Raw genomic sequence first — 18,012 nt, 5'->3', positions numbered from 1 at the left:
TTCTCCCGGCAAACTGAACCGCCTGATCATGGTCATGGCCATCGCGCTTTATTGGGCAGTCTCAACCGGATTGTGGGCTGTCAAACAGCGGGCCTCCCAAAAAAACGAAGAAAAATCAGTGGTCGTTCAATGGTTTCGCCATTCAAGGCGGGTCTGAGAGCGCTTCAAACCCGATGCAGGCGACGATTAAAAATCCCACAACTATGGGAACTCTGGGAAAACTGACTCATGGTGAGGTCGTCAGGCTATAGCAGGCACCGGACCGGGCAGGCGCTGACTTGCCGGAAAGGGGGGGCGGGCCGGGCAAAGCCCGGCCCGCGCGCTGCCGCCCGGCCTGAGGCGCGCTTCGCGCGCGGTCAGGGTGTGGATAGTGAGGCCGGAAAGGTACCCCGCGCAGGATCACGGTCGCAACCCGCCGCTTGAACTGCATGGCCTGGATGGCGGCAGCGCCCGCCGAAAGGACAAAGGGTTCGCCGCAGGCTTTTGCAGGGGGTCCGGGGGGCGCACAGCCCCCCCGGCCATCGCGGGACGCAAATCATCCGGCGGTGACGTCACGCCACAGCTTCCCCGCAATGCATGACAGTGGTGAACGACCTGCGTGCCCATCCGATGCCGCCCCGGCCAGAGTCCTGTGCAGCGCCAGAATGCCCCATTTGCCGGGCTTTGCCGCGCCGCCCGAGCCTCTGTTGCGCATATGGCGAAAGCAACGCGCGCGGGTGTTGCGCGACAGCCCACAGAGGGCGTTGGTGTTGCAGGCTGCCCCCCTTGCTTTCGGGTCGGACTTGCCTGTCGGCTGTCTGGAATGCGTTGCTTGGCGTGCAAGCACCAGACCGGGCAGGGCCTGCCCCGTCGCTGCCGCCCGGCCAGCGGGGCTGAGGTGCAGATGAGATCCGTCCACCGAGACGGCCCTCTGCGAGATGTCGGCCGTCCAGGCGGATTGCGGGTGTCACCTGCCGGTCAGGGCTTCGGCGGCATCCCCGTCGATGATCAGTGTGCGCACGATCCCGCTGCGCAGCAGGGCGCGTGTGGCGGCACATTTCTCGGTGCCGCCGGACAGCAGCACTGTGTGGCTGCGCGCCAGATCCCCAAACCCGACCGCAAGCGTCCGCTGGTTCAGGTCGTGATCGACGGGCGCGCCGTCCCTGTCGAAGAAAATGCCATTCGTGTCGCCCACCGCCCCGGCACGGCGCAGCGAATTCAGTTCTGCCTCACTGATCATTCCCGACTGCCGCAGCAGCGAGGATTCCGTCAGTTCTCCGACCGAGATAAAGGCGATGTCGGGATTGCGTGCCATGTGCAGCACATCCCGGACCGAACGTTGCGACATCAGAACCTCGCGGTCCTCGGCCTTGTCCACGATGAAGGGGACGGGCAGAAAATACCCCTCGGCCCCGGTCGCGTGGGCAAGGGCTTGTACCACTTCGAACGGGTTGAAGGCGCTGTTCGCGGTCAGCGATCCCATCAGGCTGACAAAGCGCGCGCGGGGTGCGGCCAGCCCGGCGATCTGGCGCGTGATCTGGTCCAAGGTTCGCCCCCAGCCCGTTCCGACCAGACTGCCGGGTTTGTCGGCCAGTACTTCGCGCAACAACCGTGCGGCGACCGATCCCACGGCGCGGCGGGGAAATTCGGCAAGGGCGGGGCTTGTCGTAACCTCTTGGCTCAGCCCCAAGGCAGGGCTGCAAATACAGCGTTCCAGCCCGAACTCGGCGGTGATCCGATCCTCAAGTTGCAACATGCCGTTTGCGCGCGTGTCAATGGTGATCGACACGATCCCCGCTTCGCGCGCCTGTTGCAGCAGTTTGTTGACACGCGCCCGCGTCGTTCCCAGCCGCGCGGCGGTTTCCTCCTGATTCATGCCGCCAAGATAGTACAGCCAGGCTGCGCGGCTCATCAGTTGTGTTTCGCCCGAATCCATCATGCCCCTCCTTTACACGCATTGCCGGGCCGCAGGCGACAGGCAAACCGCCGGACGATTATTACAAATGTCACAAACATTGACAAATGTAACGAATCAGGCTGATAGTTAAGCGGCGGAGGGCGGGCATTGATGCGGCCTCCGTGTCCAGACGGGAGGAATTTATGAAACATCGGCATGTCGCGGCCTTGCTGGCCGCCGGATTCATGGTGGCCGCAGGTTCGGCCGTTCAGGCGACGGAGATCGCCTGGGTGCATTCAAACGCGGCCGCGCAATCGGAACAGCGCGTCAAGGCGGGGTTCGAGGAATGGCTGGCGTCGCAGGGTGCGGACTGGAATGTCAGCTTCCTCGATTCCGGCGGTTCGGGCGAAAGGACGGCGACCAATATTCAGGATGCTGCATCGCGCGGGGTGGACGCCATCATCATTACCATGTCGGATCTGCGCGCCTCAAGGGCCGCGATCGACGTCGCCTTGCAGGCGGGCGTTCCGATCTTTTCGGTGGACAGCGGCTATGTGGACGGGGTGATGGTCGATATCACCACGAATAACTGGGCCATGTCGGCGGATGTGTCGCCCTATCTGCTGGACCAGTTGGGCGGGCAGGGCAATCTGATCTTTCTGCGCATGGCCGAACATCACGGCACCCGCAAACGCGGCGACGTGATGGAAATCGTGCTGAAGGAATATGGCGACGTCAAGGTTCTGGCCGAACATAATATCGACTACACCGCGTTTTTCGAGGACACCACGTCGTCGATGCAGGATTACGTCGCCCGCTTTGGCGATCAGATCGATGCTGTCTGGGCGCCCTGGGATGAACCCGCGCAGGCGGCGATCAACGTGCTGAATGCGGCGGGGCTGAAGGACGTCAAGGTCATCGGCATCGATGGGCATCCGCAGGCCGTCGCCGAGGTCTGCAAGTCCGACAGCATGATGATCGCGACCGTCAGCCAGCCATTCGAGGGGATGGGCGCGCAGGTTGGCGAATGGATCAAATCCATTGTCGAAGAGGGAAAGGCCCGTGACGAGGTCATTCCGTCGAACATTGTCTACATGGACGCTCCGCTTGTGACCCGGCAGAACTGCCAGGAATTCATGTAAGACGTGGTTCGCGGGCGCTGCGTCGCCCGCGCATTCCCATTCATGGCAGGGGGCACGCATGACCGTGCTGCTTTCAAAGATCACGATGGAATTTCCCGGCACGCTGGCGCTTGACGATGTGACCGCCGATTTCCGCTTTGACGAGGTGCATGGCCTGGTCGGCGAGAACGGGGCCGGGAAAAGCACCTTCGTGAACATCCTTGGCGGTTCCTTGCAGCCGACCCGCGGAACAATCACCGCCGGGGGGCGGCGGATCCATCTGGGCTCGCCGCGCGAGGCGCTGGGGCACGGTATCGCGCATGTCAGCCAGGAGGGTTCGCTTGTTCCCGCGCTGACCGGTGCCGGGAATATCATGCTGGGCGACGAACCCCGGCTGGGGTTCGGGGTGGTCAACCGGCGCGCGCTGCGGCAAAGGGCGCGGCAGCTTGTCGAACGCTGGTTCCCCGAGGTCGATCTGCCGCTGGATCGTCCGGTGGCCGACCTGCCCATGGCCGAACGCAAGGTGATCGAGATCGTCCGGGCCTTGCGCGGCCAGATCCGCCTGCTGATCTTGGACGAACCCACCGCCACGCTTGAGGCGCGCGAAAAGCGGCAATTGTGGCGGATCATCCGCAGCCTGCCCGCGCAGGGCGTGGGCGTCGTGCTGATTTCGCATTTCCTGTCCGAGGTGGTCGAACTGTCCGACCGGATCACCGTCCTGCGCGATGGCCGCGAGGTCGGAACCCTTGCGCGGGCCGATGCATCCGAGGCGCTGCTGACCGATCTGATGCTGCGCCGCGATGCCGGGATCGGGCAGGCGCAGCCCAGAGCCGCGCCGACACCGTTCGGACCCGAGGTTCTGGCGGTCCGCGACTGGCGCGTCGGCAATATCCATGTGCCGCAATTTGCCCTGCGCGCGGGCGAGATCGTGGGGCTGATCGGGCTGACCGGGGCGGGGCATTTCGGTTTTGCGCGCTCGGTCTATACGCGCGAGGGGGTGGTCTCGGGCGGGGTGTGCGTCGCGGGGCAGGCCATCACCGGCAAGGGCGTGCGGGCCATGCAGCGCGCGGGCGTCGCCCTGGTACCTGATCACCGGATGGAAAACGCGCTGGCCGGCGATTCTTCGGTGGTCGAGAACCTGTCCATGGTTCATCCCGACCATGCCGCCAGCGCCGGGGTGCTGAGCCGCAGCCGCGAAAATGCCGAAGCCGACCGGGTGATTGCCCTTCTGAACGTCAAGACCCCCACGCGCGATCAGTTGATCCGCAACCTGTCGGGCGGCAACAAGCAAAAGGTCTCTATCGGCAAATGGCTGTATGGCGCGGGAGATCGCTATCGCGTGCTGATCTTCATCGAACCGACCGAGGGCGTCGATATCGGCGCCAAGACCGAAATCCATGCCCATATGCGCAGGCTGGCGGCCGACGGCGCGGCGATCCTGATCGCCTCGTCCGATCTGGGCGAGATCGCGCAGGTGTGCAACCGCGCCGTGCCCTTTGTCCACGGCCTGCCGCAACCCGACATCCCGGCCCCGGAATTTTCCGAAAGCCGTTTCATCACCGCCATGTCAGGAGAAGCTGCATGAGCACGAACCCCTCTGCCGCAGCAGGCGGCGGTACCCCTCGCAGCGCGGGGAAACTGCGTTCCGACTGGTTGCAGCGCTATTCGACGCTTGGCGTCCTGATTCTGATGTTTCTGGGTTTTTCGCTGTTCGTGGACCGGTTCCTGACGCCGTTCAACCTGACCAATATCCTGCAGCAGATTGCCATCCTGACCATCGTTGGCTCGGGGCTGACCTTCGGTTTTGCCGCGAAAGAGATCGACCTGTCGGTCGGCTATACCGTGGGGCTGGCGGGCATTCTGGTGCCGGTTCTTCTGACCGGAGGCTGGCCGCTGCTGCCCGCCTTGCTGGCGGGCGTGGCGGCCGGGGTTGTGGTCGGGCTGGTCAATGGTCTGCTGGTGACGCGGATCGGCATTCCCTCGCTGATCGCCACGCTGGCCACCGGGTCGATCCTGTTTGGCATCAACTTTCTGATGACGGGCGGGCGCGCGATTTATGGCGGGCTGCCCGATGCCTATCTGGCGCTTGGTCAGGGCCGGTTTCTGGGCATCCCCAACCTCGCCTATTTCATGCTGGCCGCCGTCGCCATCGCCTGGTTCGTGATGGAGCGGACCGTGTTCGGTCGCTATGTCTATGCGGTGGGCGGCAACCAGAAGGCGGCCGAGCTGTCGGGCGTGCGCATCACCTTTTATCGCATGGCGGCGCTGATCACGGTGTCGGTCTTTGCGGTGATCGCGGGGGCGCTGCTGGCGGCGCGGCTGGGATCGGGCCAGCCGAATGTGGGCGAGCGTTACCTGCTGGACGGGCTGGCCACGGTGTTCATCGGCATGACCATGTTCCGCCCCGGCACAGCGACGGTGCTTGGCACCTTCAGCGGCGCGCTGTTCATCGGGGTGATCAATAACGGCCTGAACCTGATCGGGATGGACACTTATATCCAGAACATCGTGAAGGGCGTGATCATCCTTGTCGCGGTCGCCATTGTATCGCGCACCACTAAACTGAACCTTCTCTGAGGCATGGAATGACAAGGCAAGCGACGACCGGCGCTGAATCGAACAGCGATCTTCCCGCGCTGTACCGCCAGATGCGGCGGGTGCGCACATTCGAGGAACGCGTGGGCGAGCTGTTCGTGCGCGGGCAATCGGCGGGATCAATGCTGCATCTGTCCATCGGCGAGGAAAGCGCTGCGGTCGGCGTGGCCAGCCTGATGCGGCAGGGCGACACATTCACCACCCATCACCGGGGCCACGGCATCTTTCTGGCGCGCGGGGCCGACCCGAACCGGATGATGGCGGAAATCGGCGGCAAAGAGGGGGGGTATTGCCGGGGCAAGGGTGGCTCGATGCACATCGCCGATATGGGGTTGGGGCATCTGGGCGCGAATGCCATCGTCGGCGGCGGCATTCCCGCCGTGGTCGGGGCCGGGCTGGCCCTGCGGCGCCAGGGCAGGAACGCCATCTCGGTCGCCTTTTTCGGCGACGGGGCGATGCAACAGGGCATTCTTTATGAAAGCATGAACATGGCCGCGTTGTGGGATTTGCCGGTGCTGTTCGTCTGCATCAACAACCAGTACGGCATGGGCACCCGGATCGAACAGGCCACAAAGGGCCGAGACCTGCATCTGCGCGCGCAGGCGCTGGGGCTGAAGGGGATGACCGTGGACGGTCTGGATGTGCGCGACGTGCGGGCGGCGGCGGCCGGAATGCTGGATGCGGCGCGTGGCGGGCAGCCGGGGTTTCTGGCGGTCGAATGCTATCGCTTTTTCGGCCATGCCCGGATGGACAAAAGCCCCTATCGCAGTGCAGCCGACGAAGCCGAGGGGCGCGCAAGGGATCCCGTCCTTCACGCGCGCGAGGCGCTGATCCGCGCCGGGCATCCGGCCGGGGATCTGGACAGGATCGACGCTGAAATCGCGATCGAGATGGATGCCAGCATCGACTTTGCCACCGCATCGCCCGAGCCTCTGCTGGCATCGATGTTCCGTGATGTCTATGGCCCCGATCAGGCCGAACCCGAACCGGTCCGCGCGCGGATCGACCGTATTCTGGCGAGGGTGTGAACCGTGGTGCAGATGACTTACAGGGACGCGCTGAAACAGGCGCTGCGGGATGCGATGACTGCCGATGACAGCGTTTTCGTCATCGGCGAAGAGGTCGGGCGCTATGGTGGGGCCTATGGTGTGACCAAGGGGCTGTACGAGGAATTTGGCGCGGACCGCCTGCTGGATACACCGATTTCCGAACCGGCGATCGTCGGGGCGGCGGTCGGGGCGGCGATGTCGGGCCTGCGCCCGGTGGCTGAACTGATGTATGTCGATTTCATCGGCATGACCATGGATCAGCTTGGCAATCAGGCGGCCAAGATCCGTTATATGTTCGGCGGACAGACTGGCGTGCCCATGGTCCTGCGCACGCAGGGCGGTACTGGCCGTTCGGCCGGCGCGCAGCACAGCCAGTCGCTTGAGGCTTATGTCATGCACACGCCGGGGCTGCGCCTGGCCATGCCCGCCACCGTGGCCGATGCCTATCATCTGCTGCGCGACGCGCTGCGCCAGCCCGATCCGGTGGTCTTTATCGAACACAAGGCGCTGTATACGCTGAAAGAGGATGTCGATCTGACCGCCTCCGCGCCGGAATGGGGCAAGGCCGCGGTGCGGCGCTGCGGGGACGATCTGGTCATCGTGACCTATTCCCGGCAGGTCCATAACGCGCTGAAGGCCGCCTCGGGGCTTGCGGAAAGGGGGATCGAGACAACGGTGATCGACCTGCGCACGCTGAACCCGCTGGATTTCGATACGGTGCGTGAACATGTCGAGCGGGCCGGGCGGGTCATGGTCCTGTCCGAAGGCGTGATGACCTGCGGCGTCGCCGCCGAATTGTCGGCCCGCATCCACGAGGAATGTTTCGATTTTCTGGCCGAACCTGTGATCCGGGTCGCGGGCGAGGACATCCCCATTTCGGTATCCGTTCAGTTGGAGACCAACTCGGTCCCCACGGCGGAGCTTGTGCAAGAGATTGCCGAACGCATCCTGTCCGAAAGGGCCCCGGCATGAGCGTCGTGACCCTGACCATGCCCCGGCTGGGCGAGACCATGGAAGAAGGGACCGTTGCTCGCTGGCTGGTCGAGACGGGGCAGGCATTTACGCGCGGCGATGCGCTGATCGAGTTCGAGACCGACAAGACCGCCGTGGAATACCCCGCGCTCGGGCCGGGTCTGCTGGCCGAAACGCTGGTTCAGCCCGGCGATCTTGTGCAGGTCGGCCAGCCCATCGCAAGGATCGACCTGCAAGGGGCCGGTGATTGGGTCAGCGGTGACGACGACGTTGCTACCCTGCCGGTTGCCGTGCCTGAACCCGAACCGGCACCAGAACCCGAACCCGCCGCCAGCCCGCGTTCCCCCGATGCGCCGTCCCTGCGCGCGACCCCTCTGGCCCGCCGTGCGGCGCGACAGGCGGGGGTCGATCTGGCGCAGGTCAAGGGCAGCGGGCGGCGCGGGCGGATCGAGCTGGCGGATGTGCAGCGACACCGGCAGGGTGGTCTGGCGGGCGAAAGCTGGGGGCCCGAGGGCGGCGCGCCGATCCTCATGATCCATGGCTTTGCGGGCGACCGGACGACATTTCAGCAACTTGGCCGGGGGTTGGGCCGGGCCGGTTTCCGCGCCCGCGCCATTGATCTGCCCGCCCATGGCCAGACCACGGCCGAGGCACGGGATTTCAATGCGCTGGTCGCCGGGTTGCAGCCTGAACTGTCGCCTGCGCGCCCCGTCCATCTGGTGGGTCACTCGATTGGGGCGGCGGTTGCGGTCATGGCGGCAGGGCGGGGCGGTGTGGCCTCGCTGACGCTGATCGCGCCTGCCGGGCTGGGCCTGTCCATCGATGCCGGGTTCCTGCACGGAATGGCGCGGGCTGACAGCGCCGGGATGACGGCGCATCTGCTGCGTCGCCTGTCTCCGCGCGCTGCCAGTTTTTCGGATCAGATGGTTGCGGCGATCCATGCCGATCTGTCGCGCGGACGCCTGCGCGCGCTGGCCGAGGCGATTGCCCCCGGCGACGGGGCGGGGCGTGGGCAGTCGGTCGATGTGGTGCCGCAACTGGCAGAGCTGGCCCGGCAGATCCCGGTGTGTATCATCGTCGGGCACCGGGACCGGATCATCGACTGGCGCGACGCCCTGACCCTGTCGCCCCTGATTGCCGTGCATCATTTCCCCGAAGCCGGGCACATGCCGCATTGGGATGATCCTGAGCGGGTCGAGGCGATTGTCGCGCGGGCGATCACCGGGACCGGGGCAATGTAACGCCACCCGAAGGGGAAAGGGGATGTGATGAGCTATTTTCTGACGGCGGATGGTGGAACCGAAAGCCTGCGTGCGCGGGTCTATGACGTCGAGGGGCAGTGCTTGGGCACCTGCGCGGTCCCCTATGCAACGCATTTCACGCCGGGCCGGGCCGAACAGGATCCCGCCGACTGGTGGCGCAATTTCGTCGTCGCCTCCAGGGGGGCCATCGCCGATGCCGGGGTTGATCCCGCGCAGATCGGGGCGATCGCCTATGCGACCACCTGCTGCACGGTCGTTGCGCTGGATAAAGACGGCGATGCCCTTCGGCCCGCGATCATGTGGATGGATGTGCGCGCCCATGCCGAGGCGGACGCCGTTCTGGCGACGGGCGATGCGGCGCTGGCACTGAACGGGGCGGGGCGGGGGCCGGTTTCTGCCGAATGGATGATTCCCAAATCGCTGTGGCTGAAGCGGCAAGAGCCGGCCATCTATGACCGCGCGCATCGCATCTGCGAATATCAGGATTACCTGACCTTCCGGCTGACCGGCGAATGGGCAGCCAGTCTGGATAATGCCGGGCTGCGCTGGCATTACCGCAGCCGCGAGGGCGGTTGGGCGCGCGGCCTTCTGCACGAACTGGGGCTTGAGGATCTTGAGGCGAAATGGCCTGCCCGCGTCGTCCCGCCGGGCCAGGTAATCGGTACCCTGACCGCTTCGGCCGCCTCGGAACTGGGCCTGTCCCGCAGCGTCAGGGTGGTGCAGGGCGGCGCCGATGCGCTGATCGGGATGATCGGACTGGGGGTTCACAAGCCGGGGCAACTGGCGATGATCACCGGATCCTCGCATCTGCAATTCGGCGTGACCGAGGCCCCCATGCACGCGCCCGGCGTCTGGGGCTCTTACGCCGATATCGTCTATCCGGGCCGTTATATCGTCGAGGGGGGGCAGACATCGACCGGCTCGATCATCAACTGGCTGTCGCGGCTGACCGGCGGGCCGCTGGATTACCAGAGGCTGAACCGGCTGGCCGCCGATCTGCCGCCCGGAGCCGAGGGACTGATCGTTCAGGACCATTTCCAGGGCAATCGTACCCCCCATACCGACCCGCTGTCGCGCGGGGCCATTGTCGGGCTGACCCTTGCCCACGAACCGCATCACATCTTCCGCGCCATCATGGAGGGCATCGGCTTTGGTACCCGCGCCATTTTGCAGGCATTCCGCGATGCGGGATATGCCGGGCAGGAAATGACCGTTGGCGGCGGGGCGACGGCATCTGATCTGTGGTTGCAGATCCATGCCGACACATCGGGGCTGCCGGTCCGCGTTCCGGCCTCGCCCGATGCGCCTTCGACCGGCTCGGCGGTGCTGGCGGGGGTGGGAACGGGCCGGTTCGGGTCAATCGACGAAGGCATCGCGGTCATGGTCCGGCCCGGCAGGCTGATCGAACCGCGCCCTGCGAATGTTGCCTGCTATGACGAGATTTATCCCCGCTATGCCTCCCTGTACCCCGCCTTGCGCAAGGTGCTGGGATGAGCGGGCGTTTCCGGGTTCAGGGGCGGCTTGCGCTGGTGACGGGCGGGGCCAAGGGGATCGGGCTGGCCATCTGCGAAACCCTTGTCCACGCGGGGGCGACGGTGGTGATTGCCGATCTGGACGAGGTGGCGGGCGAGGGTGCCGCAGCGCGTCTGGGGGGGCGGTTCGAAAGGCTTGATGTCACCGATCCGGCGGCCTGCGCGGATCTGGCCTCGGATGCTGCAAGCTTCATCACCGGGACGGTCCTGACCGTCGATGGTGGCTATTACGCAATGTGAAAGGAAACCCCATGAATCAGGCAAGAACCGCCCTCGTGACAGGTGCCAGCCGTGGCATCGGTGCCGCCATTGCCCTTGGTCTGGCAGAACGCGGTTATGATCTGGCGCTGAATGACATCGACCGTCAGTCGTCCGGGTTGCAGGCCGTCGCCGCCCGGATCGAGGCGATGGGGCGCCGCGTGATCGTCGCGACCTGCGATGTGTCCGGCAAGGCTGCGGTCGAAGCGATGGCGCAGACCGTGCTGGCCGGGTTCGGGCACCTTGATGTTCTGGTCAACAACGCCGGCATTCTGATCGCGGGCGCGGTCGATGGCCTGCCCGAATCGGTCTGGGACAGCGTCATGGATGTGAACGCCAAGGGCTCTTTCATGGTCATTCAGGCGTTTCTGCCAGCGATGAAGGCGCGGCGTTATGGCCGGATCGTCAATATCGCGTCGATCGGGGGCAAGCATGGCGCGCCCGAACAGGCGCATTATTCGGCGTCGAAGGCGGCGGTCATGGGCTTTTCGCGGGTGCTGGCGCAAGAGGTCGGCCCTCTGGGCATCACCGTCAACTGCGTCTGCCCCGGCATCATCCTGACCGAGATGGGCCGCGTCAATCTGGAGAACCCTGACGTGCGCGACGCATGGAAATCGATCACCGCCATGGACCGGATCGGCACGCCCGAGGATGTGGTTGGCCCGGTCGCGTTTCTGGCGTCGGACGATGCGGCCTTTGTGACGGGACAGACGCTGAACGTAGATGGCGGGATCGTGTTTTCGTGATGCGGTGGTTTTGGCCCGCCGGTTTTGGCCTGCCGGGCCGTCGTTCCCCCGGTCCTTCGCATGCGACGGGCCGGGGGGTATTGGCGTTCAGGTCATTTCGCCGCTGATCGCGACAGGACGACCGAGGGACGGGCCTTTGCCAGCGCCGAGGTCAGCAGACCGGCAATCACCGCCTTGACGGCATCGCCCGGAATGAAGGCCAGGACCAGCGCGGTGGCTTCGGCCAGGGATTTCGACAGGGTCAGCGACATACCGATGATGCCGCAGGCGTAAAGCACGACGATCCCGCCGATGATCGAGGCAATCGCCGCCACAACCGCCAACGAGCCGATACGCAGCCTTTCGACGATCAGGCCGGTGACGAAAGCGGCGGGCAGCCAGCCAAGAAAAAATCCGCCCGTGGGCGAAACGATGATACCCAGGCCGCCGCGCCCTCCGGACAGAAGCGGCAGGCCCATCGCGATCAGAAGCTGGAACAGCAGTACCGCCAGCGCGCCGCGTTTCGCGCCAAGGATCGTGCCGCACAGCATCACCCCCAGACTTTGCGCGGTGATCGGGACACCGAAGCCCAGTGTGATTGGCGGAACAAGCCCAAGTACCGCGATCATGGCGGCGAAAAGGGCGATAAGTACGACGGATCTTTCCATCTAGTTTTCCTTGGTTGTGATAATTCCCCCTCGTGCACGCAGCGCGTCCGAGAGATTTTCCGCATCGTCCAGAACCAGCAGGGTAAAGGGCAGAACGATGCGCCAGCCGGGCCTGCGGCGCGACCTTGCCCGCCATGCCTGCGACAGGGATTGCGCCTTGGCCAGCAATACCGGGGTCATCCGCATCGCCATTGCCACGGCGATTTCCAGTGCCCGCGTGGGCAGGCCGATCCGCCGCAGCGGCGTTGCCAGCCATGCGACGACATCGGCCATGTCCGACAGGCGCGTGGTCATGGTGACAAGATTGGCCAGCGCCACGGCGGTCATCATCCGCAATACGATAGCCGCACCCTGCCGGTGGCTGCCCTCGATCACGTGCCACAGCCCGACGATCAACAGAAACGGCCAGAGCGGGCGCAGCTTTTGCAGCCCTGAAATCAGGAATACCCGTCCGGGCAGCGCATAGAGAATCAGCGTTGCCGCCATCGCGGCAAGCTGGGCCGCCGGGCTTTCAAGCGTCATCAGCCCGGCTGTCGAAAGGCACAGCGCGGCCAGCTTGGCCCCTGCGGGCCAGTCATGGGCACGGGTTCTAACCGGCGAGGTCAGCGAGATCATTGCCCTCTCCGATTCTGTGCATGCAGGCGACGAAATCGGTCAGCACCTGCGCGGCCGGGCCGCAATCGCGGATTTTTCCCTGATCCAGCCACAGCACCTGATCATATCCGGCAAGATCCGCAGGATCATGGGTGATATGGATCAGCGCGCCCCGGAAAAGTTCCAGATGGCGGCGCAACTGTGCCTTGGTCGGAATGTCCAGCCCCGCGAAAGGTTCGTCGAGGATCAGCAAGCCGGGGGCCATGGCGACGATGGACATCAGGCAAACCAGATGTTTTTGGCCCTGTGACAGCGCGTTGACATAGGCGTCGTGCCAGTGCGGCTTGCCGAACCGGGCCAGCACCTTGCGGGCATTGTCGTTGGCGCGGGTTCTGGATTGCCCCTGCTGTGTCAGGCCAAAGGCGATTTCCTCGATGACGGTCGGAAAGATCAGCTGGTGGTCAGGATTCTGGAAGATGATCCCGACCTTTTGCAGCGCCGCCTTGCGGTCGCGGGCCGGGTCGATGCCGTCCAGACGCAATTCGCCGCCACTCGGCGCGACCAGCCCGGCCAGAAGCCTCGCCAGCGTGGACTTTCCCGATCCGTTGCGCCCGACGATCCCCAGCCGCGTCACCCGCCTGTCCAGATCCAGACCGCTCAGTACTGGCTTGCCATCGCGAATCAGACTGACCCCGGACAGCAGCAACCGCGTGCCGGCAGGATCTGTCACGGTTGTCATATGCTGGTCCATTGCCCCCTGATCGTGGTTTTCTTTCCGGCAGGTGGGCAGAACCACGGATCGGTGGCGAAAGTAAAGCGTCTTGACGCATGGTAAATGTTAGCCGGCGTGACGCCCCGGCCTGTCATTAGCACGCGAATTTTTCATCTTGAGAATAATTCGCATACGATCTAATCTTGATTCACGAGGCCGCACCAGTTGCGACTCAAGGGAGGGGATATGCGGGATGTTGTCATTTGCGAACCGGTTCGTACGCCGGTGGGGCGCTATGGCGGTCAGTTCAGGGCCATGTCCGCGCATGGGCTGGGTGCAGCGCTGTTGCAGGGGCTGATCGCGCGGGCCGGGATCGCGGCTGACGCGGTCGATGATGTGATTTTCGCGCAATGCTATCCGTCGATGGACGCGCCGGCGTTGGGGCGGGTGGTGGCGCTGGATGCAGGGCTGTCCTGCGAGACCGGCGGCATGCAGATCGACCGGCGCTGCGGCTCGGGGTTGCAGGCGGTGATCAACGCGGTGATGCAGGTGTCCACGGGTGCCAGCGATGTGGTCATCGCGGGCGGTGCAGAAAGCATGAGCAATGCGCCTTTCTATTCGACCGCCCATCGCTGGGGTGTCAGCGGGCAGAGCATGGGTTTTGACGACGCGCTGGCCCGTGGCCGGGTGACGGCGGGAGGCGTCAACTATCCAGTGCCGGGCGGCATGCTGGAAACCGCGGAAAACCTGCGCCGCGATTACGCGATCCCGCGCGCGGAACAGGACGAATTTGCCGCCGAATCGCATCGCCGCGCGATTGCCGCTCAGGAAGGTGGGCTGTTTGACCATGAGATCATTCCGGTCAGCCTGACCGACCGCAAGGGGAACGAAACCATCATTGCCCGCGACGAGCATCCGCGCCCCGGCACCACCGCTGAATCCTTGTCCGCGCTGCGTCCGATCCTTGGTCGTCAGGATCCGCAGGCGACTGTCACGGCGGGCAATGCCAGCGGCCAGAATGACGGAGCCTCGGCCTGCATCGTGACCACGCGCGACATTGCCACGCAGAAGGGTTGGCGGATTTTCGGAAGGCTGACGGGTTGGGCCGTCGCCGGCACCGCGCCGAACATCATGGGCATCGGCCCGGTTCCCGCCGTGGCCCGGATGCTGCGGCGGCTGGAAATGTCGCTGGCCGATATTGACCTGATCGAACTGAACGAGGCTTTCGCGGCGCAGGCACTGGCCTGCACGCGCGAATGGAAATTCGGCAAGGATGATTTCGCGCGGATGAACGTGAACGGCTCGGGCATCTCGCTTGGGCATCCGGTGGGCGCGACCGGCGGACGGATTCTGGCGACCATGCTGCACGAGATGCGTCGCAGGCAGGTTCGCTATGGGCTGGAAACCATGTGCATCGGCGGCGGGCAGGGCCTTGCCGCAGTGTTCGAACGCGCGGAATGAGCGCGTACCGCCCGGCTTGAGGGGCCGGACAAGGCTTGAATGCAGAAAGTAAGGGGAGGACCAATGAAACTGTCTCGTATCACCACGACCACCGCGCTTGTCTCGGCCACCATCTGGGCCATGGCTGCGTCCGCACAGGCCGAAACCGTGCTGCGATTTGCCGATGGCAGCCCGAACCGGGGCGCGCGCGCGGAGGCGCAGGAATATTTCGCCAAACAGGTCGAGGAACTGTCGGGCGGCGATGTGAAGATCGAATTTCACTGGGGCGGCGCTCTGCTGAAGTTCGACGCCATGCTGCGCGGCATCAGCGTCGGCACCACCGATATCGGTGTGGGCGTGGCGGTTTACGAACCCAAGGGCCTGATGGGTCTGGCGGTCGCCGACCTTGCCGCCGGTTCGTCGGACCCCTGGGTCGAGGCCAGCGCGGTCTATGAGCTGATGACCACCAATGCCGACATGCAGAAGATGATGGAGGCGCAGAACATCGTCTATCTGGGTACGGCGGAAACCGGGCCGCTGAGCTTTGAATGCAAGGGCGACGCGGTCGATTCCGTCGATGACCTCAAGGGCCGCAAGATTCGCGCCAACGGCATCTATGCGCAGGTCATGGGCGATCTGGGCGCGACGGTCGTGCCCTCGACCTATAGCGAGGTCTATCAGCATCTGGATACAGGGTTGATCGACTGCAATGTGGGCTTCTATTACACTAACCGCGCCTATCGCATCTATGAGGTGCTGGACCACATCACCGAGATCAACTGGGGCCAGTATGCCGGGATCTCGATCGACATCAACCGCGACATCTTTGGCGATTTGCCCGAAAAGGACCAGCAGGCGCTGCGCGAGGCGGGGCGGCTGATGACCGAGGACATGGCCCATCGCCTGATCGACGAAACCGAGGGCGTGCGTCAGGGCATCATGTCGGGCGAAATCGGCAAAAAGGTTCCGATCACCCAGCTTTCCGACGAGGAACGGCAGAAACTGATCGAGGCGTCGCAGAAATATGTCGATGCCTGGATCGGCGAAGTTTCGGCGGCGGGCTATGACGGCAAGGCCATCTTTGACCAGTACAAGACGCTGGTGGCCAAATATGACGCCGAACTTCAGGAAAAAGGCTATCCATGGAACCGGTAAGGGCCGGGGGACAGGCCGGACCAGAGCGCGACCCGCGCTCTGGTCCGTTTGGTGCGGTCCTGTCGCGGATCGAGACGCTGGCGAACGGTCTGGCGGCGGTCAGCCTGATCGTGATCTGCGTCTATGTCGTTCTGGGCATCGTCCTGCGCAACCTGTCCCTGGGCAAGATGCCGGATGAAAGCGTGATCGTCGCCGATCTGATGCTGGCCGTGCTGACCTTGCCGCTGGCCTCGGTCGCGGCGGATCGTAGTTTCATCGCGGTCGAGGTGTTTACCGACTGGATGGGCGCGGCGGGCCGGCGGCGGCTGGCGATTCTTGCGCTGATCGTGGCGATGATCGCGGTGCTGCCGATCATCTATTCGGCGGCATTCTCGCTGATCGATGCGATCGAATCCGGGAACTACTATTTCGGGCTGCTGCGCTGGCCGGAATGGCCCGGACGGCTGATCTTTTTCGTCGCCTATCTGGTCTTTTCGGTCCGGCTGATTGGCCTTTTCCTGTCCACCCTGTCGCCCGGCCCACGTGTCGGCGGCTGACAAGATAGCGAAACCATGGAACCATATCTCGTCGGAACCTTCGGATTCGGAGCGGTCCTGTTCCTTCTGGCCCTGCGTGTGCCCATCGGCTTTACGCTGGCTTCTGTCGCGACGCTGTGTTCGCTGGTGGTCTATGCCTGGCGTCCCGGCGGCGAGTTCCACTTTTTCCGGGGACTGCGCCCGGCGCTTGGGCTGATCGAAAGCAATGCCTTTCAGTTCATCCACTCTTACGAGCTCAGCATGGTGCCGCTGTTCATCGCGGCGGGTCATATCGCCTATTGGACCGGCATTACCACCGACATATTCGAGGCCGCGCGCGCCTGGCTGCGCCGCGTTCCGGGCGGGCTGGCCATTGCCTCGCTGATCGGCTGCGGAGGCTTTTCGGCGATCACCGGCTCGTCGGTCGCCTGCGCCTCGTCCATGGGCAAGATCTGCGTGCCGCAGATGCAGCGCCTGGGATATTCCGACCGTCTGGCGACATCTTCGGTCGCCGTGGGGGGGACATTGGGATCGCTGATCCCGCCATCGGTGCTGTTCATCATCTATGGGCTGTTCACCGAAACCTCGATCAGCCAGCTTTTCCTGGCCGGGGTGATTCCGGGCCTTCTGTCTCTGGCCGGGTTCATGCTGACGGTGATCATCTGGGTGACGCTGAACCCCTCAGAGGCACCGCGCGACGAAACCCCCGCCGCATCCTTCGGAACGCTGATTCGCGCGGGTTTGCAGGCATGGCCCGCGATGTTGCTGTTCGCGATCATTCTGGGCGGCATCTATGGGGGCATATTCACTGCGACCGAAGCCGCCTCGATCTGCCTTGCCTTCGTCATCGTCTATGGCGTCGTCACCCGCCGGCTGACATTCGAACAGTTTCGCCATTCGATCCTGGACACGGTCAAGCAAAGCGCCGCGCTGTTCTTTATTGCCGTGGGTGCCAAGATTTTCGTGTCATTCATCTCGCTGACGGGGGTGACGCAGGCATTCGTCGATTGGGTCACGCATTCGGGCTTTCCGGTCTGGGTCGTCCTGTTGGCGATCATCCTGATGTATCTGGCGCTTGGCATGTTCCTCGATTCAATCGGCATCATGCTGCTGACCCTGCCCTTCATCGTGCCAGTGATCGAATCGATGGGGTTCAACCTGATCTGGTTCGGTGTCGTGGTGATCAAGTTGCTGGAGATAGGGCTGATCACGCCGCCCGTGGGGTTGAACGTGTTCGTGGTGTCATCGGTGGTCGGCAAGGATGTGCGGGTCGGGCAGATATTCTCGGGGGTGACGCGCTTTCTGGTCCTTGATCTGGTGGTGCTGATCCTGCTGGTGTTTTTCCCGGTCCTGTCGCTGTGGCTGCCGCTGAGCGCCTCTGGATAGCAACGTCGCGCCCTGCCCGAGATACCGGTGCGACGGCGGTGCGGGAAGATTTGCGTCCCGCGGTGGCCGGGGGCGCTGCGCCCCCCGGACCCCCCGCTGCCCCTTTTCCGCATGGCCAGCGCTGCCTCTCGCAGGGTTGATTTTTGTCTGTG

17 protein-coding genes are annotated in these 18,012 nt (G+C 64.4%); 13 read left to right on the top strand and 4 right to left on the bottom strand.

What is annotated here, in order from left to right:
* Positions 1–946: 946 nt before the first annotated feature.
* On the bottom strand, positions 947–1,918 hold the full coding sequence (locus tag ACK5L9_RS14620; protein WP_416912201.1) for a sugar-binding transcriptional regulator: 972 nt from the start codon (positions 1,916–1,918) through the stop codon (positions 947–949).
* Positions 1,919–2,079: 161 nt separating this feature from the next.
* Between ACK5L9_RS14620 and ACK5L9_RS14615 the strand changes: the two genes are divergently transcribed.
* The 9 genes from ACK5L9_RS14615 to ACK5L9_RS14575 are packed head-to-tail and all read left to right on the top strand — an operon-like array spanning position 2,080 to position 11,411.
* Positions 2,080–3,018 carry a sugar ABC transporter substrate-binding protein gene (locus ACK5L9_RS14615; RefSeq protein ID WP_416912200.1) on the top strand — a complete coding sequence of 313 codons (939 nt, stop codon included), beginning with the start codon at positions 2,080–2,082 and terminating at the stop codon, positions 3,016–3,018.
* A 58-nt stretch (positions 3,019–3,076) separates the two neighbouring features.
* The gene (locus tag ACK5L9_RS14610; RefSeq protein ID WP_416912199.1) at positions 3,077–4,582 is read left to right on the top strand and encodes a sugar ABC transporter ATP-binding protein; all 1,506 of its coding nucleotides are present in this window, start codon (positions 3,077–3,079) and stop codon (positions 4,580–4,582) included.
* Complete coding sequence (locus ACK5L9_RS14605) at positions 4,579–5,574, top strand: ABC transporter permease (RefSeq protein ID WP_416912198.1); 996 nt, start codon at positions 4,579–4,581, stop codon at positions 5,572–5,574. The genes ACK5L9_RS14610 and ACK5L9_RS14605 overlap by 4 nt, the downstream gene beginning before the upstream one ends.
* 8 nt (positions 5,575–5,582) lie before the next feature.
* Positions 5,583–6,620, top strand: a complete 1,038-nt coding sequence (locus ACK5L9_RS14600; RefSeq protein ID WP_416912197.1) for a thiamine pyrophosphate-dependent dehydrogenase E1 component subunit alpha — start codon at positions 5,583–5,585, stop codon at positions 6,618–6,620.
* A 12-nt stretch (positions 6,621–6,632) separates the two neighbouring features.
* The gene (locus ACK5L9_RS14595) at positions 6,633–7,613 is read left to right on the top strand and encodes an alpha-ketoacid dehydrogenase subunit beta (protein ID WP_416912196.1); all 981 of its coding nucleotides are present in this window, start codon (positions 6,633–6,635) and stop codon (positions 7,611–7,613) included.
* Entirely contained in the window at positions 7,610–8,854 is a 1,245-nt protein-coding gene (locus ACK5L9_RS14590) for an alpha/beta fold hydrolase (RefSeq protein ID WP_416912195.1), read from the top strand. The genes ACK5L9_RS14595 and ACK5L9_RS14590 overlap by 4 nt, the downstream gene beginning before the upstream one ends.
* Before the next feature lie 27 nt (positions 8,855–8,881).
* The gene (locus ACK5L9_RS14585; RefSeq protein ID WP_416912194.1) at positions 8,882–10,369 is read left to right on the top strand and encodes an FGGY-family carbohydrate kinase; all 1,488 of its coding nucleotides are present in this window, start codon (positions 8,882–8,884) and stop codon (positions 10,367–10,369) included.
* Positions 10,366–10,647 (top strand): SDR family oxidoreductase, encoded by a 282-nt coding sequence (locus ACK5L9_RS14580; RefSeq protein ID WP_416912193.1) that lies wholly within the window; start codon positions 10,366–10,368, stop codon positions 10,645–10,647. Before ACK5L9_RS14585 ends, ACK5L9_RS14580 begins: the two co-directional genes overlap by 4 nt.
* Positions 10,648–10,658: 11 nt before the next feature.
* Positions 10,659–11,411, top strand: a complete 753-nt coding sequence (locus ACK5L9_RS14575; RefSeq protein ID WP_416912192.1) for an SDR family NAD(P)-dependent oxidoreductase — start codon at positions 10,659–10,661, stop codon at positions 11,409–11,411.
* 92 nt (positions 11,412–11,503) lie between these two features.
* Here ACK5L9_RS14575 and ACK5L9_RS14570 read toward each other — a convergent pair whose 3' ends face one another.
* The 3 genes from ACK5L9_RS14570 to ACK5L9_RS14560 are packed head-to-tail and all read right to left on the bottom strand — an operon-like array spanning position 11,504 to position 13,391.
* On the bottom strand, positions 11,504–12,058 hold the full coding sequence (locus tag ACK5L9_RS14570) for a biotin transporter BioY (protein WP_416912191.1): 555 nt from the start codon (positions 12,056–12,058) through the stop codon (positions 11,504–11,506).
* Positions 12,059–12,673, bottom strand: a complete 615-nt coding sequence (locus tag ACK5L9_RS14565) for an energy-coupling factor transporter transmembrane component T family protein (protein WP_416912190.1) — start codon at positions 12,671–12,673, stop codon at positions 12,059–12,061. It lies immediately after the preceding gene.
* Positions 12,648–13,391: an energy-coupling factor ABC transporter ATP-binding protein gene (locus tag ACK5L9_RS14560; RefSeq protein WP_416912189.1), complete on the bottom strand. Its 744-nt coding sequence runs from the start codon at positions 13,389–13,391 to the stop codon at positions 12,648–12,650. Before ACK5L9_RS14560 ends, ACK5L9_RS14565 begins: the two co-directional genes overlap by 26 nt.
* Positions 13,392–13,610: 219 nt before the next feature.
* On the opposite strand from ACK5L9_RS14560, the gene ACK5L9_RS14555 reads away from it, so the two are divergent.
* The 4 genes from ACK5L9_RS14555 to ACK5L9_RS14540 all read left to right on the top strand — a co-directional run bounded on the left by ACK5L9_RS14555 (position 13,611) and on the right by ACK5L9_RS14540 (position 17,860).
* On the top strand, positions 13,611–14,825 hold the full coding sequence (locus ACK5L9_RS14555; protein WP_416912188.1) for an acetyl-CoA C-acetyltransferase: 1,215 nt from the start codon (positions 13,611–13,613) through the stop codon (positions 14,823–14,825).
* A gap of 63 nt (positions 14,826–14,888) precedes the next feature.
* A complete protein-coding gene (locus ACK5L9_RS14550; RefSeq protein WP_416912187.1) occupies positions 14,889–15,959 on the top strand; it encodes a C4-dicarboxylate TRAP transporter substrate-binding protein in 1,071 nt (356 codons plus the stop codon).
* Complete coding sequence (locus ACK5L9_RS14545; protein ID WP_416912186.1) at positions 15,947–16,495, top strand: TRAP transporter small permease subunit; 549 nt, start codon at positions 15,947–15,949, stop codon at positions 16,493–16,495. The genes ACK5L9_RS14550 and ACK5L9_RS14545 overlap by 13 nt, the downstream gene beginning before the upstream one ends.
* A 15-nt stretch (positions 16,496–16,510) precedes the next feature.
* Positions 16,511–17,860 carry a TRAP transporter large permease gene (locus ACK5L9_RS14540; protein ID WP_416912185.1) on the top strand — a complete coding sequence of 450 codons (1,350 nt, stop codon included), beginning with the start codon at positions 16,511–16,513 and terminating at the stop codon, positions 17,858–17,860.
* The last annotated feature ends 152 nt before the right edge of the window (positions 17,861–18,012 follow it).

The organism is Paracoccus sp. (in: a-proteobacteria) (assembly GCF_047973135.1).
Taxonomy (GTDB): Bacteria; Pseudomonadota; Alphaproteobacteria; order Rhodobacterales; family Rhodobacteraceae; genus Paracoccus.
The sequence above is the reverse complement of the archived record's forward strand: the minus strand, read 5'-3'. Positions and strand labels throughout refer to the sequence as shown.